At 66.4% G+C, this 15,676-nt stretch carries 14 protein-coding genes; 3 read left to right on the forward strand and 11 right to left on the reverse strand.

Annotated features, from left to right (window positions below):
• Positions 1-616 precede the first annotated feature (616 nt).
• Positions 617-2,017, forward strand: a complete 1,401-nt coding sequence (locus tag IO39_RS41770; RefSeq protein WP_063765451.1) for a replication initiator — start codon at positions 617-619, stop codon at positions 2,015-2,017.
• Between the two features lie 99 nt (positions 2,018-2,116).
• Here IO39_RS41770 and IO39_RS41775 read toward each other — a convergent pair whose 3' ends face one another.
• Both IO39_RS41775 and IO39_RS41780 read right to left on the reverse strand, forming a co-directional pair.
• On the reverse strand, positions 2,117-2,560 hold the full coding sequence (locus IO39_RS41775) for a hypothetical protein (protein WP_342671478.1): 444 nt from the start codon (positions 2,558-2,560) through the stop codon (positions 2,117-2,119).
• Positions 2,561-2,600: 40 nt separating this feature from the next.
• On the reverse strand, positions 2,601-3,842 hold the full coding sequence (locus IO39_RS41780) for a helix-turn-helix domain-containing protein (protein WP_052424089.1): 1,242 nt from the start codon (positions 3,840-3,842) through the stop codon (positions 2,601-2,603).
• 113 nt (positions 3,843-3,955) lie between these two features.
• On the opposite strand from IO39_RS41780, the gene IO39_RS55465 reads away from it, so the two are divergent.
• Positions 3,956-4,276, forward strand: a complete 321-nt coding sequence (locus IO39_RS55465; protein ID WP_157549689.1) for a hypothetical protein — start codon at positions 3,956-3,958, stop codon at positions 4,274-4,276.
• 395 nt (positions 4,277-4,671) lie between these two features.
• On the opposite strand, the gene IO39_RS53620 is transcribed toward IO39_RS55465, so the two are convergent.
• Both IO39_RS53620 and msrA read right to left on the reverse strand, forming a co-directional pair.
• Complete coding sequence (locus IO39_RS53620) at positions 4,672-5,616, reverse strand: AbiTii domain-containing protein (protein ID WP_084774465.1); 945 nt, start codon at positions 5,614-5,616, stop codon at positions 4,672-4,674.
• 559 nt (positions 5,617-6,175) lie between these two features.
• Positions 6,176-6,838, reverse strand: coding sequence for a peptide-methionine (S)-S-oxide reductase MsrA (gene msrA / locus IO39_RS41790; RefSeq protein ID WP_043636634.1), 663 nt, complete (start codon positions 6,836-6,838; stop codon positions 6,176-6,178).
• A gap of 112 nt (positions 6,839-6,950) precedes the next feature.
• Between msrA and rarD the strand changes: the two genes are divergently transcribed.
• A complete protein-coding gene (rarD, locus tag IO39_RS41795) occupies positions 6,951-7,886 on the forward strand; it encodes an EamA family transporter RarD (protein ID WP_043636636.1) in 936 nt (311 codons plus the stop codon).
• Here the strand turns inward: rarD and IO39_RS55470 are convergent.
• From IO39_RS55470 to nuoI, 7 genes are all read right to left on the reverse strand, one after another.
• Entirely contained in the window at positions 7,862-8,851 is a 990-nt protein-coding gene (locus IO39_RS55470) for a polyprenyl synthetase family protein (RefSeq protein WP_043636639.1), read from the reverse strand. The genes rarD and IO39_RS55470 overlap by 25 nt on opposite strands.
• A gap of 11 nt (positions 8,852-8,862) precedes the next feature.
• Positions 8,863-10,455: an NADH-quinone oxidoreductase subunit NuoN gene (gene nuoN, locus IO39_RS41805; protein ID WP_043636642.1), complete on the reverse strand. Its 1,593-nt coding sequence runs from the start codon at positions 10,453-10,455 to the stop codon at positions 8,863-8,865.
• Complete coding sequence (locus IO39_RS41810) at positions 10,452-12,011, reverse strand: NADH-quinone oxidoreductase subunit M (protein ID WP_043636646.1); 1,560 nt, start codon at positions 12,009-12,011, stop codon at positions 10,452-10,454. The genes nuoN and IO39_RS41810 overlap by 4 nt, the downstream gene beginning before the upstream one ends.
• Positions 12,011-13,876, reverse strand: coding sequence for an NADH-quinone oxidoreductase subunit L (gene nuoL / locus IO39_RS41815; protein WP_245642578.1), 1,866 nt, complete (start codon positions 13,874-13,876; stop codon positions 12,011-12,013). Before nuoL ends, IO39_RS41810 begins: the two co-directional genes overlap by 1 nt.
• 73 nt (positions 13,877-13,949) lie before the next feature.
• On the reverse strand, positions 13,950-14,246 hold the full coding sequence (gene nuoK, locus IO39_RS41820; protein ID WP_043636658.1) for an NADH-quinone oxidoreductase subunit NuoK: 297 nt from the start codon (positions 14,244-14,246) through the stop codon (positions 13,950-13,952).
• A complete protein-coding gene (locus IO39_RS41825) occupies positions 14,243-15,046 on the reverse strand; it encodes an NADH-quinone oxidoreductase subunit J (RefSeq protein WP_043636661.1) in 804 nt (267 codons plus the stop codon). Before IO39_RS41825 ends, nuoK begins: the two co-directional genes overlap by 4 nt.
• Entirely contained in the window at positions 15,039-15,554 is a 516-nt protein-coding gene (gene nuoI, locus IO39_RS41830; RefSeq protein WP_026214246.1) for an NADH-quinone oxidoreductase subunit NuoI, read from the reverse strand. The genes IO39_RS41825 and nuoI overlap by 8 nt, the downstream gene beginning before the upstream one ends.
• Between the last annotated feature and the right edge of the window lie 122 nt (positions 15,555-15,676).

The raw sequence follows: 15,676 nt of genomic DNA on the forward strand, positions 1-15,676 counted from the left end.
CCGACCCCGAACCCACTCCCGCAGACACTTACCGCTTAACCTGCAGAAACAGGATCACTCGAAGACCGATTCATACACCACGTCCGTGGACGTGACCCGCCGCCGGAACTCCGACCTGCATAAACACGTTCTCCAAGTGGTACAACGTACTCACACCAAGAGCCACCGTCCCTCTACAGCACGACCGCAGCGAACATCTCGGCGAATCACCTCAAGGCGCATAGACAATTCCGGGCAAGCACACCCACGACCACCGATGACCCGTCGGATTTCCCGGCCCGACGGCAGGTGTCCAAAACAGAGCGCGCCATCCACCTTCTCGCCGCACTCCATTCCTTTCTCTCGCTGCTGCTACTACCACCGCCAACCGCTGTCTTCAGGCTGCCTTGGCGCTGGCGTCTGGTCGTGCTCGTCAGGTACGGCGGTGGCTCCCGCCCACGAGCCGAGGAGGCCACCTGACCCAACCGAACGAGCTGTCTGCCCAGGAGTGGGGCAAGCAGCAAGCCGCACGATCCCCTCGCTGGTCAGAAGAGAAGTGGCAGCGCATCGCCACCGTGCTCGGCGTATGCGTCGCCCGGCAGACCCCGCCCGATGGCTCCTCCGGGAAGGACGCCGCATGAGCGAGGTTCGTCACCTGTCACCCGAGATGCTGGCCGTGATGCAGCGAGCGGCCATGCCCGACTTCGCCCGCTGGCAACAGATGGTCGACGCCACGGGCGGCTGCGCCCAACCGGTCCGGCTGCACGGCGAGAGGTACACGCTGGACAGCCGGACGGGTGAAGTCCTCGACATGTACCGGACCGCCGCCGAGCCGACCGGCTTCCTGCTCACAGCATGCGGCAACCGGCGCGCGTCCAGATGCCCGGCCTGCTCGGCGGTCTACAAGGACGACACCTACCACCTGATCATCACTGGCCTGCGTGGCGGCAAGGGCGTCCCGGAAGAGGTCAGCCAGCATCCCCGCGCGTTCGTCACCTTCACCGCCCCCTCCTTCGGTGCCGTCCACGCCCACCGCGAGCAATCCGGCCGGACGCTCCCATGCCGTCCACGCCGGGATCGTCCCGTCTGCGAGCATGGCCGGCCAAAGGGGTGCGGCCTCCGCCATGACCGCAATGACGCCCAGGTCGGGCAACCCCTGTGCGTGGACTGTTACGACTACATCGGGGCGGTTCTCTGGAACGCTCACGCGGGCGCACTCTGGCGGGAGTTCACCAAGACCCTGCCGAGCGTCCTGGCCCATCTGCTCGGCGTGACCCGCAAGGAACTGCGCCGGACGGTTCGTCTTTCCTACGCCAAGGTCGCCGAGTACCAGGCGCGCGGTCTGGTCCACTTCCACGCCGTGGTCAGACTCGACGGACCGGACGGCCCATCCGACCGCCCACCGGACCACATCACGATCGATCTGCTCGACCGGGCCATTCGCCGGACCGCCGGTCAGGTCGCGGTCCGGATAGAGGACGGACCGCCCTCGCCCGTCCGATGGGGCGATCAGCTCGATGTACGACCGGTCTACGTCTCAGCCGAGTTGGGCGAGCTGAGCGATCAGCGAGTCGCCGCGTACGTGGCCAAGTACGCCACCAAGGGAGCCGAGTCGGCAGGCACCGTTGACCGTCCGATCCGACATGCCGGGGAGGTCGCCGGACTGAAGGTCACAGAGCACGCTCGCCGCATGATCTACACCTGTTTCAGCCTTGCCGAACTCCAGCCCTACCGAACGCTACTCCTGCGACAGTGGGCGCACATGCTCGGCTACCGGGGACACTTCTCTACCAAGTCCCGCCACTACTCGATCAGACTCGGAGACCTAAGACAGGCCCGCGCCGACTTCCGCGCCGAGCAAGCCCGGCTGATCACGGGCACTCCGCCTCCCGATCCGGAGAAGACCGTGACGGTAGGCGAATGGCACTATGCCGGAAGTGGCCACCGCCACGGAGAGGCCTTCTGGGCCGAGGTAGCTCGCCAACGGATCGCCACCGCTCGCAAGATCGCACGACAGCAAGCAGGCGAGAACCGATAGAACCCTGTGCCTCTAGACCTAGAGAGATCACCTCTAGGTCTAGAGGCACACCTAGAGCCCCATTAGCCGCCTGACCAGGCACCTAGCGTCTAGAGGCTCCTAATCTCGCTGGGCTCCATCGGGCCAGATCACCCGTACGGGCACCTCCCGCCGTCGCGCCTCGGCCACTACGTCAGCAGTTCCGCCAAAGCCTCGGGCCGGCTGCCCGTCCCAGACGGCGAACAACACATCGGCGTCGTCCAGCATCCGCGCGCTGGCAGTCATGTGCGACTCCGCGGTGGACTCCGCAAAGTCCAGCCTGTGAGTTCGGACCGCCCGGCCCAGCAACTCGTCGTAAGCAGCATGACACTCGCCCGGCAGCCCGTCCCGATACTCCTTGGCCGGGATCACGGCCTCCAGCACGCCACCGAGATCGAGTACCGCACGAGCGAAGATCTGATCAGCTCCGTCCGCCAGACAGGACAACCCGGCGACTCCAGGACCGTACTCAGCAAGCGCCTCACGTACCGCCCCGTCGACCAGTACGACAGTCTCCTCAGGCAAGCCCCGATGGCCGGACACAGCAATGCGAACCATGATCCCCCTAGATCAGAGTGGCGTGAAGACGCTCGTCGAACGAGCGCAAAGCGCTGGACGACGGCCCGGCATACGATCGCCGGAAGTTCTTGACCCGGTGCAGGACGCGCTCGGAGCCGTACGTCGTCGCCACCGTAAGCGCATTGGACGCCAGATACAGCGCCTCGTCATAGCGCCCCGACATGGCCTGAGCCGTCGCCACCTCCGTCATGAGCACACCCCGCTGCTTAGCACCGGGCTGGGCCGACGAAAGGGACTCGTTGAACGCGGCAACGGCTTCGGCAGGCCGCTTGAGCCGCACCATCACCAGAGCCCGATACCCCGCCAGCTTGGCGTGATCGAACGGGAACACCCATGGCCAAGGCGGCGCAGCGGCCCGTTCACCAGCCCGTGCCGCCGCCTCAGCCGCATTCAACGCCTGAAGCGCTGCCGCTTCGTCTCGCGCGGTCGCATGTCCGAGCGCTTCGAGGCTCGACAGCCACGCGCGGGCGATGGCCGGAGGCCGCTCCCCGATCTCCCGCCGCGCCCACGCCAAGAGATTCAGTCCGATCGGCGGATCGTCGGCGTCAATCTCGAACGCGGCCAGACTGCCGATCATGTACGCCGCCAGCAGCGCATGATTGGCCTGTCGTGCACTGTCGACGGCGCGTCGATAGTAGAGGCGCGCCGAACCGGTGTCCTGCATGTCGGCATGTACCCAGGCCGCGAAGCCTGCCGCCTCGCTCAGACCGGCCCGGATCTCATCAGCATGCAGAGACCGCGACGCGCGGCCGAGAACCCGGCTCGCGAGATCGACCTGCGCCACAGCCGGCCTCGCGAGTTCCCGCGCAGGCGTGACGGCCTCCAACCGACGCTGGGCGCCGGTGATGCTGGTCAGCGTGGCAGCCGTCGTCTCGTCCACATCGGGACGCTTGGGCAGGGCCACTCCCGCCAGCGCGGTCAACGCCACGGCCTTGCCGAAATCTCTGCGCTTCGTCGGATCGTCATCCCCTCGGGCTCCGAATCGGAGCAAGTGAAGCGGCACCCCGATCTGGATGGATATCTCCCGAACCTGGTCCACAGTGAGCGGTTGACGCCCACGCAACACCTTGGACACCCAACTCTGGGAGTAGCCGACCGCCTCAGCGAGCTGACCCTGCGTCCAACCGTGCACCCGCCGCACCTCTTCGAGGATGGTCGGTAGATCGCACTCGGCGAGAGCGGCGGCCACGACTGGCCCGGACCAGAACTGCGGCGGTATCTGGGTCACAACGCTAGGTTAAGCCGCCGACTCGGCCGTACCGATATTCGTGACGGGAATACCCGTACCACCAGCAGCACTAGGCCGTTCACCTGCGGTTTCATGACAGCAACGCTCAGTACATGAACACACAACCAGCTCAATCGCTGGCCGCCGCACAACGGCTGGCCGCCGCTCTTGCGCAGACGGGAATCACCTCCGACGTCCATCACGACTACGGCACGCCCATGGTCTCGGTCTGGGTCGGTCTGATCGTGTGGTGCGAGGACGGGATGTACTGGTGGCGCACTGGCTGGAACCCACACAGACACCGAGCGATCTACGCAGGTCACCCCTTCACCCAGCCGACCCGCGCCGCCCACCGAGTCGCCCTTCGCTACACGGAACTACGCATGTCGCATCCGCTCTCGTCGTTGATCGCCGGAGCACAGCCGTGTCTCTGACCGTGCAGCAAGTGCTCAACAGATTCCCGGGCTGGCAGATCACCGACATGTCCGGAGGCTGGGTCGCCATGCGGATCAACTTCATGCCCAAGATCAGCGGACTCTCCAACGTACGTTGCGGAGAGACCTTGGAGGAGCTGGCCGGGAATCTACACGCCGAGATCAGGCACCAGAAGTCACGGCAACCAGCGGTAGGCGGATAATTCGATGGCAACCCGACCCGGAGCGCAGGGCCTCCAGGCCCGAGCACCGGAAGCGGGGCGGCAGGATATTTGCCGTCTTCCGACGAGTAATTACATAGCGACCGACCGGGCGCCAGCCCTAATGGCTGCGGCGTTGCGGAGCCATTAGGGCATGACGTCAACATTCATGGGAGATATTAACCGATCCCAGAGCTAGCCCGGGGACTGCTCTGAGCGAGAATCCTTCAGAGACATTATCTCGCCCAGAATTACATAGGTTTGAAGGAAAACGAACCTTGCTTCCTCAACATCAACTTCAGCATGCGTTCCCGCCGAGCATCTTCCGTACAAATCTTTCAACGCTCGTCGAATTCGATCGCGTCGACTTTGGGATGCTCCCGCCTCAAACACGAAGGCCTGCAGCCGGTTCAGAACATTCGAACTTCCTACAGCAATCTCCTGACCGCCGATGTCAAAAGGACTCTCCCTCGGAGGAAAAAGATTATCTGCAGCCGAATCAATGAGTCGCCGACAAGTGGTCAGTCCCTGGCTCACCGATTCAGGATCTCCATCACGTAGCCGATCCGATATCTTCTCGATTTTGCTGAGCGAGTTCCCTCCAGCAGCAGCAAGCGACCCATCCACTCTTGTTTGCACAGAGGAGAAGAGGGAGGCTTGCAACTGGCTGAAGAGCAATTCGTGATAGATCTCCACCACCATCCCATAGACGACGGAGACGACCTGGCCACAAATAGCTGTCATTGTCGCTAGCGCTGTAGCTTGTGCGGCGATCTTCTGATCATGTTCTCGGCCAGCGATAGACGCCCACTCACCCGAGTAGTTACCACCGCCCTGCATAGCCGTCAAGGCGGACCGAGTTGCCTCAACCGAGGATTCAATCTTTACGAGGGGAGCACTATAGAATTTCCCGTCGTCCGAGCTACTCCGACGGCCAACCCTGTCGATCCAATTCTTAGCCCTGCCATCGTTCGGATAGCCATCTCTCTCGAATTCTAGAAGCTCATGCAGCTCATCATGCCCTGACAAGCGAGCGAGTCGACTCGACTTCAAGATGATCTCGGATGCCTTGAGACGTTTCGTCTCAATGTCATCAAGCAATTGTTCGGCAACGCGCAATGCTTCCGCTTGGCGATCCAATCGAACCCTCCCCACTGTGCGAGCGCCTATCAAGACGAACGCAACTACCTCACAATACAGACAAGCTGGACACTGCAGTATCCCATACTACGGACGACGATGCATGCTATTTACCTTCGCAGTCTCTGCGTAGACAGTGGTCCTCAAACTCCATGAGTTCGCTACTCGTGATTTGAAGCAGAGGCAGTTGATCACGACGTCTGACCTCCTACGCAATGAATACGCCTAGGGCCAGCAATCAAGCCTCAGACATCTTCGAGGCTCCGCCCCATGAGGGTTGATCCCCGCCCACACCCATCGGCCGTCAAGCGCCCCTATCTGTGGCGCCAAGAACACAATAAGTGACCGTTCGGCCGCGACAGGCGAGCGTGGGCGGTGCTGGCCGCGACCGGCCCCCAGGCCGCAGCGCGGCCAGCGACCGCCCGACGCGCGGCAGGCCGCCGCAGGCGGGCTGCCCTTGACTTTGTAGTGAAGGTTGTCGCCGAAGACAGCTCTGGCCCGTGATCGACACCGGAACGGCCGGGCGATCAAGGGCCAGGATCTGACTATCTCCGCAGGTCTACGCCTCGCCGGAGGTCAGGCCGACCGGGCAGGCCACGCCAGTCCCCCCGATCCCGCAGTAGCCGTTTTTGTTGCGGTGAAGGTACTGCTGGTGATAGTCCTCGGCGTAGTAGAACGGGCCGGCGGGGGCGAGCTCCGTGGTGATGTCGCCGTAGCCCGCCTCCTTGAGCACCCGCTGGTACGCCTCCCGCGACGCCTCCGCCGACCGCTGCTGCTCCGGCGAGTGGTAGTAGATCGCGGACCGGTACTGCGTGCCGACGTCGTTGCCCTGGCGCATGCCCTGCGTGGGGTCGTGGGCCTCCCAGAAGACACGCAGGAGGCCGTCGTAGGAGACCTGCTTCGGGTCGAAGACGACCCGGACGACCTCGGCGTGGCCCGTGAGGCCGCTGCAGACCTCTTCGTACGTCGGGTTGGCGGTGTAGCCGCCCTGGTAGCCGACGGCCGTGGTGATGACGCCCGGGGTCTGCCAGAACGTGCGCTCGGCGCCCCAGAAGCAGCCGAGGCCGAAGTCGGCCACCTCCAGGCCCTCCGGGTAGGGAGGCGCCAGCGGGGCGTCCAGGACGGCGTGGCGGGCCGGGACGGGCGTGGTGTCCGCGCGGCCCGGGAGGGCGTCCTCGGGTCGGACCATCGATGTCTTGTTGCCGCCGAACAGCCAGCCCATAGCGCTACCTCCATAGGTCAGATCCAGCCTACACACCGCTCAACACTTTAGGACGGCTACACATTTCCACTTAGACAATGAAATTTGCATTTAAGCGTCGTAATGTCCGACCATGGGCTACATGCCTGACCTGCGGCGTGGCGTGTTCTTCGGGATCGCCGCCTACACCATGTGGGGGCTCTTCCCCCTCTACTGGCCCCTGCTGAAGCCCTCGGGAGCCGTCGAGATCCTCGCCCACCGCATGGTGTGGTCGCTGGTGGTCGTCGTCGCCGTGCTGGCCCTGCGCAAACACTGGTCCTGGATCAAGGAGATCGTCCGGCAGCCGCGCAAACTCGCCCTGCTGACCCTGGCCGCCATCCTCGTGACCGTCAACTGGGGCACCTACATCTACGCCGTCAACAGCGGCCACGTCGTGGAGAGCGCCCTCGGCTACTTCATCAACCCGCTGGTCAACGTGCTGTTCGGGGTGCTGCTGCTGCGTGAGCGGCTGCGCCCGCTGCAGTGGGCCGCGGTCGGGTTCGGAGCGCTGGCGGTGCTGGTGCTGACGTTCGACTACGGGCGCCTGCCCTGGGTCGCGCTCACGCTGGCCGTCAGCTTCGGCGTCTACGGGCTGGTCAAGAAGAAGGCCAACGTGGCGGCCACCGAGAGCCTGGCCGTCGAGACGCTGGTGCTGCTCCTGCCCGCCCTCGGCTACCTGGGCTTCCTCCAGGTGGCGGGGCAGGGCACGTTCGGGGAGCAGGGGCCGGGGCACGCGCTGCTGCTGGTGGGGGCCGGGCTCATCACGGCCGTGCCGCTGCTCTGCTTCGGCGCGGCGGCCATCAGCGTGCCGCTGAGCACGATCGGGCTGCTGCAGTACATCGCGCCGGTCCTGCAGTTCGCGTGCGGGGTGCTGATCGCCAAGGAGGTCATGCCGTCCAGCCGGTGGATCGGGTTCTCGATCGTGTGGCTGGCGCTGGCCGTCTTCACGTACGACAGCCTGCGGGCGGCACGCATGACGCGTACCGCCCGCAAAGCCGCGATGCTTCAGCCGGAGCGCTCGACCACGTAGTCGCACAGCGACAGGAACGCGTCCTTGGCCGGGATGTCGGGCAGGCCCGAGATGTCGGCCCGGGCGCGGTCGACCCACGCCTCCAGCTCCTTGCGCGCCCGCTCCATCCCGGGGTGGGCGCGCAGCAGCGTGAGCGCCTCGTCGAGGTCCTCCTCGGCCACCGGGCCGGACAGCAGGGCCGTCAGGCGCGGGGAGTCGCCGGCGGCCAGCGCGTACAGGACGGGCAGGGTCTTGATGCCCTCGCGCAGGTCGGTGCCGGGCGTCTTGCCCGACTGGGCGCCGCTGGAGGCCACGTCCAGCAGGTCGTCGCCGAGCTGCCAGGCCACCCCGATCGCCTCGCACGCCCTGCTCAGCCGCTCCTCCACGTCCGCGGGAGAGCCGGACAGCAGCGCGCCGAAGCGGCCGGAGGCGGCGATGAGCGAGCCCGTCTTGTCGGCCAGCACGCTGAGGTAGTGGGCGATCGGGTCCTCGCCGTCGCGCGGGCCGATGGTCTCGCGGATCTGCCCCTGGACGAGGCGGGAGAACGTCTGGGCCTGGATGCGGATCAGCTCGGGGCCGAGGTCGGCCAGCAGGTCCGAGGCCTGGGCGAACAGGTAGTCGCCGGTGAGGATCGCCACGGTGTTGTCCCACCGGGCGTTGGCGGACGGGGAGCCGCGGCGCACCGCGGCCTCGTCCATGACGTCGTCGTGGTAGAGCGAGCCGAGGTGGGTCAGCTCGATGACCACGGCGCCGGGCACCACGCCCGGCGCCGACGGGTCGCCGAACTGCGCGGCCAGCAGCACCATCAGCGTGCGGAACCGCTTGCCGCCCGCCTCGATGAGGTGCTTGGACGCCTCGGTGACGAAGGCGTCCTCGCTCTCCACGGACGAACGCAGGAGTTTCTCGACGGCGGCCAGTCCGTTGGCCACATCCTGCGCCAACCGCTCGTCCGCAATGGGAAGGTCAACCACGGGAGGCGCAGACATACGGGATCCCCTTATCTAATGAACAGGCTGCTTGCAGCGTCGTTGGCAACACCGAGCACGGACTCCGGGTAGAGCCCGACTCCTACCGTAACCAGCAGGGACACGGCGATGACGGCCACGGTCCCCATACTGGGGGCCGCGATCGCCGGGCCGTCGGCCGCCGGCTCGCTGAAGAACATCAGCACGATCACGCGGACGTAGAAGAACGCGGCGACCGCGGAGGCGACCACGCCCACGACGACCAGGCCGGCCATCCAGCCGCCGATGGAGTCGCCGGGCTGGGTGCCGCTGTTCAGCGCGGCGGAGAAGATGGCGTACTTGCCCATGAAGCCGCTGGTCAGCGGGATGCCGGCGAAGGCCAGCAGGAAGAAGGCGAACACCCCGGACAGCACCGGCGCGCGCTTGCCGAGGCCGGCCCAGCGCGACAGGTGCCCCGCCTCGCCGCCCGGGTCGCGCACCAGCGTCAGCACGGCGAACGCGCCGACCGTGGCGATGCCGTAGATCGCCAGATAGAACAGGATCGCCTTGAGCGACTCGGCGTTCTGCTGGGCGCTGCCGTACGTGGCCATCACGCCGACCAGCAGGAAGCCGGTGTGCGCGATGGACGAGTACGCGAGCATGCGCTTGATCTCGGTCTGCGTGATCGCCAGGATCGAGCCGACGATCATCGTCAGGGCGGCGACGCCCCAGATGACCGGCCGCCACTCCCAGTCGAGGTTGCCCAGGCCGACCCAGAACACGCGCAGCACGGCCCCGACGGCCGCGACCAGCGTGCCGGAGGCCATGAGGGCGGTGATGGGCGTCGGGGCGCCCTGGTAGACGTCCGGCTTCCACGCCTGGAACGGCGCCGCGCCGATCTTGAACAGCAGGCCCACGCCGAGCAGCGCGAAGCCGATCAGCAGCAGCGGGTCGAGCGTGTTGCCGGCCGCCATGGCCTGGTTGATGCCCGGCAGCGAGACGGTGCCCGCGAAGCCGTAGACCATCGCGGTGCCGTACAGGAAGAACGCCGAGGAGAAGGCGCCCAGCAGGAAGTACTTCATGGACGCCTCCTGCGACAGGAGGCGGCGCCTGCGGGCCAGGCCGCACAGCAGGTACAGGGGCAGCGACATGACCTCAAGGGCCACGAACATCATCAGCAGGTCGTGCGCGGCCGGGAACAGCAGCATGCCGCCCACGGCGAACAGGACCAGCGGGTAGACCTCGGTGTGGCCGGTGCCGTTGTCGTGCCGCTCGGCCTCCTCCTCGTCGGCGCTGCCCGGCACGGACGCGGCGGAGGCCACGAAGTGCCCCTCGTCGTTGATCAGCAGCACGCAGACGAACGACAGGATGAGGATGACGCCCCAGATGAACAGCGAGGGCCCGTCCACCGCGATGGCGCCCATGGCGGAGGCCGTGGTGGACACCTGGCCGCGCAGCACCTGCACCAGGACCAGCGCGAACGCGCCGGCCAGGCTCAGCAGGGTGAGCGGCACCTGGATGGACTTGCGCAGGTAGCGCGGCGCGAACGCCTCGACGAGCACGCCGATGCAGGCAGCGCCGAAGATGACCAGCAGCGGCGCCAGCGTGCCGTACTCGATCGTCGGCGCTTCGATGGCGGGGTTCACTGACCTGTCCCCTTCTCAGCGATGGTGGAGGTGGGTACGTCCACGTTGGTCAGCGTCTGTTGCACTGACGGGTTGATCACGTCCAGCAGCGGCTTGGGGTAGAAGCCGAACCCGATGATCAGCGCGACCAGCGGAGCCAGCACCCACACCTCGCGGGCGTTCAGGTCCTTGAAGGCCTTGACCGGCTCGGCCGTGGGGCCGTTCATGGTGCGCTGGATCATCCACAGGATGTAGACGGCCGCGAGGATGACGGCCACCGCGGAGATGATCGCCGCCACCGTCAGCGCGCCCGAGCCGTGGGCGGCGCTGGAGTACGTGCCGATCATGACCATGAACTCGCTGACGAAGGACGACAGGCCCGGCAGCGAGAGCCCGGCCAGGCCGGCGACCAGGAAGAAGCCCGCCAGCAGCGGCGCCACCTTCTGCACGCCGCCGTAGTCGGCGATGAAGGGCGAGCCGCGCCTGGCGATGAGGAAGCCCGCCGCCAGGAACAGCGCGCCGGTGGCGAAGCCGTGGTTGACCATGTAGAGCGCCGCGCCGGACTGGGCGACGCCGGACATCGCGAACACGCCCAGCACGATGAAGCCGAAGTGCGAGATCGACGTGTAGGCGATGAGCCGCTTCATGTCGGTCTGGCCGATGGCCACGATGGCGCCGTAGATGATGCTGATGACCGACAGGACGACGATCGGCATCGTGAACGCCTTGGCGGCGTCGGGGAACAGCTCCAGGCAGAAGCGCAGCATGCCGAACGTGCCGACCTTGTCCAGCACGCCGACCAGCAGCACCGCGGCGCCGGCCGGGGCCTGGGCGGCCGCGTCGGGCAGCCAGGTGTGCACCGGCCACAGCGGCGCCTTGATGGCGAAGGCGATGAAGAAGCCGGCGAACAGCCACTTCTGCGTCACCGGGTCCTGGATGGCCCCGACGAGCTCGGGGAACATGAAGGTCTGCTTGCCCGCGACGAAGTACAGCCCGATGACGGCGACCAGCATGAGCATGCCGCCGAACAGCGAGTACAGCAGGAACTTCACGGCCGCGTAGGACCGCTGGGCGCCGCCGTACGACCCGATCATGAAGTACATCGGGATCAGCATGGCTTCGAAGAAGACGTAGAACAGGAAGATGTCGGTCGCCGCGAAGACGCCGATCATCATCGTCTCGAGGACGAGCAGCAGCGAGAAGTAGGTCTTGACCGACCGCTTGGGCGTGATCAGCGTGCCGTCGGCGGTCTTGACGCCGTCGGCGTCGTGCCAGGAGGCCAGCACCACGATCGGCACCAGCACCACCGACAGCGCGATGAGCACCAGGGCGACGCCGTCGACGCCGACCCCGAACTTCACGCCGAAGCTCGGGATCCAGTTGTACTCGGCGACGAACTGGAAGCGGTCGCCGTTCGGCTTGAACCCGGCGGCCATGACGCCCGTCAGGACCAGCGTCAGCAGGGAGACCAGCAGCGTGACCTGCTTGGCCAGCTTGTCACTGCCCTTGGGAAGCAGGGCCACCACGATGGCGCCCACCACGGGCACCGCCATGAGTATCGGAAGCCAGGGTGACATCAGATGTTCCCAACGAGGAGCAGGGCGCCGGTCAGCAGGGCGGCACCGATGAAGATGGACAGCGCGTACGTTCTGGCGAAGCCCGTCTGGATCCGCCGAAGGCGCCCGGAGCTGCCGCCGATGCCCGCCGCCAGGCCGTTGACGATCCCGTCGATGCCGCGGTTGTCGAAGAAGACCGCGAGACGGGTCAGCCACTGGCCGGGACGCATGAAGAGCGACTCGTTGAGCGCGTCACCGTACAGGTCGCGCCGGGCGAACGTGGTGAGGAACGAGCCGCGCGGCTGCACCGCGGGAACCTCGGCCCTGCCGTAGCGCATCCAGGCGAAGGCCGCGCCGACCGCGACGAGCGCCAGCGTGGCCAGACCCGGCGTGGTGACGAAGTGGAACTCCGGCGCCGCGGCGGGGTCGCCGCCCACGGCCGGGCTCAGGAACCGGTACAGCGTGCCGTTCAGGACGAGGTACGCGCCCAGGCCCAGCGAGCCGAGCGAGAGGACCATCAGCGGCACGGTCATCACCAGCGGCGACTCGTGCGGGTGAGCGTCGTCGGCCCAGCGCTTCTCGCCGAAGAAGGTCATGAAGACCATCCGCGACATGTAGAAGCCGGTGATGCCGGCGCCGAGCACGGCCAGCCAGCCCAGGATCGGCTGGTGGTGCACCGCGGTCTCGATGATGCCGTCCTTGGTGAAGTAGCCGGACAGCAGCGGGAACCCGATGATCGCCAGGTAGCCGATGAAGAACGTGACGAACGTGATCGGCATGAACTTCCGCAGGGCGCCGTACTTCCTCATGTCCACTTCGTCGTTCATGCCGTGCATGACCGAACCGGCGCCGAGGAACATGTTGGCCTTGAAGAAGCCGTGCGTGATCAGGTGGCCGATCGCGAAGGCGTAGCCCGCGGGACCGAGGCCCGCGCCCAGCATCATGTAACCGATCTGCGACATCGTCGAGCCGGCCAGGCCCTTCTTGATGTCGTCCTTCGCGCAACCGATGATCGCACCGGCCAGCAGCGTGACCGCGCCGACGATCGAGACGGCCAGCGCCGCGCCCGAGCCCTCGGGGAAGAAGAACGCGCCGGAGCGGACCACCAGGTAGACGCCGGCGGTGACCATGGTCGCGGCGTGGATGAGGGCCGAGACCGGGGTCGGGCCCTCCATGGCGTCGAGCAGCCAGGACTGCAGCGGGAGCTGCGCCGACTTGCCGCAGGCCCCGAGGAGCAGCAGCAGGCCGATGGCCAGCGTGGTGCCGTTCTGGACGCCGTTGACCTCGGCGCCGAGGTCCTTGAAGGCCAGGGTGCCGAACGAGGTCCAGATGACGAACATGCCGACCAGCAGGCCGAAGTCACCGACGCGGTTGACGACGAACGCCTTCTTCGCCGCGGTCGCGGCCGACGGCTTGAACTGCCAGAACCCGATCAGCAGGTAGGAGGCCAGGCCCACGCCCTCCCAGCCGATGAACAGGCCCACGTAGTTGTCGGCCAGCACCAGCAGGAGCATCGCGGCCACGAACAGGTTCAGGTAGGAGAAGAACCTGCGCCGGTGCTCGTCGTGCGACATGTAGCCGATCGAGTAGATGTGGATCAGCGAGCCCACACCGGTGATCAGCAGCGCGAAGCTGATGGACAGGGGGTCGATGAGCAGCCCCATGTCCACCATGGCGGGCTCGCCCGGCATGCCGGGGATGAACTCGAACAGGTGCACGGCCCGGCGGCGTTCCTCCGGCCCGAACCCGATCAGCTCGAAGAACGCCAGCACCGCCACGACGAACGAGGCGAGGGACATGGCCACGCCCAGCAGATGGCCCCAGCGGTTGGTGAACCGGTTGAACACCAGCAGGATGAACGCCCCGACGAGCGGGAAGGCGATCATCAGCCAGGAGTTGCCGATCACTCCACCGGTGTGCTGGACGATCTCAGCGATATGAGATTCCACCAGTCACCTCTTAGTACTTCAGCAGGTTGGCGTCGTCGACGGACGCGGACCTGCGGGTTCGGAAGATCGTCACGATGATGGCCAGGCCGACCACGACCTCGGCCGCGGCCACCACCATCACGAAGAACGCGATGATCTGGCCTTCGAGGTTGCCGACCTGGCGGGCGAACGTCACGAACGCGAGGTTGCAGGCGTTGAGCATGAGCTCCACGCACATGAACACCACGATCGCGTTGCGCCGGACCAGCACGCCCAGCGCGCCGATCGCGAACAGCAGGCCGGACAGGACGAGGTAGTGCGTCGTCACTTGGTCACCTCATTGCTCTCGGCGTCCTGCTCGGCCTCGGTCGGCGCCTCGTCGTGCTCGGCCGTGTGCCGGATGGCCTCGGCGAGCTTGGGGTCCTCCGGCAGGTGGTCGTGCTCGACGTCGTAGCGGGCGAGGTAGCGGTTGACCGAGGACTCCGCGACCGAGCCGTCCGGGAGCAGCGCCGGCATGTCGATGGCGTTGTTCCTGGCGTAGGTGCCGGGGCCGGGCAGCGGCGACGGGTGGTCGCCGAGGAAGCGGGCGCGGGACAGGTCCTTCTGCGTCAGCTTCTCGGTGAGCTTCTCGCGGTGCGCGAGCACCATCGCGGCCAGCGCGGCGGTGATCAGCAGCGCCGAGGTGACCTCGAACGCGAAGACGTACTTGGTGAACAGCAGCAGCGCGATCGAGCGGATGTAGCCGCCCTGCTGGGTGGCCGCCGCCAGGCCGGTCTCCGGGGCGAAGATCGCGTTGCCGACGGCCAGCACGATCAGCGTCAGGAAGCCGAGGCCGGCGAGGACGGCCCAGAAGCGCTGGCCCTTCAGCGTCTCCACGAAGGAGTCGGAGGAGTCGACGCCCACGAGCATGAGCACGAACAGGAACAGCATCATGATCGCGCCGGTGTAGACGATGATCTGCACCGCGGCCAGGAAGGGCGCGTCCTGCACGGCGTACAGGACGGCCAGGCAGAGCATCACGGTGCCGAGCATCAGCGCGGAATACACGGCCTTGCGGTTGAAGACCATGCCGAGTGCGGCGCCGACGGAGACGACGGCGAGCACCCAGAAAGTGATGGTCTCACCCATTGGTCCGCCCCAGCCGGTAGTAGTCCTCTTCGGTCTCACCGAGCCGCATCGGGTGCGGCGGCTGTTCCATGCCCTGGGTCAGGGGCGCGAGCAGCATCTCCTTGGTGTAGATGAGGCTCTCGCGGCTGGTGTCGGCCAGCTCGTACTCGTTCGTCATGGTCAGCGCGCGGGTCGGGCAGGCCTCGATGCACAGGCCGCACAGGATGCACCGCAGATAGTTGATCTGGTAGGTGCGCCCGTAACGCTCACCCGGCGAGAAGCGCTCCTCCTCGGTGTTGTCCGCGCCCTCGACGTAGATCGCGTCGGCCGGGCACGCCCAGGCGCACAGCTCACACCCGACGCACTTCTCCAGCCCGTCGGGCCAGCGGTTGAGCTGGTGACGCCCGTGGAAGCGAGGAGCGGTGGGCTTCTTCTCCTCCGGGTAGTTCGTCGTGACGGGCTTCTTGAACATCGTGTGGAAGGTGACCCCGAAGCCCTTGACGGGGTTCAGCCAATCAGTTAGTCCCACTGGGAATCTCCTTGTGCTGCACCCCGTGGTAGTGCGGCAGGTCGAGCGGCGGCACAGGGAAGCCACCGGCCGCCGGCTCCTCGGACAGTTGCTCGAACTCGGCGTCCACCTGTGCCTTCATC

The organism is Nonomuraea candida (genome assembly GCF_000725485.1).
Lineage (GTDB): Bacteria > Actinomycetota > Actinomycetes > Streptosporangiales > Streptosporangiaceae > Nonomuraea > Nonomuraea candida.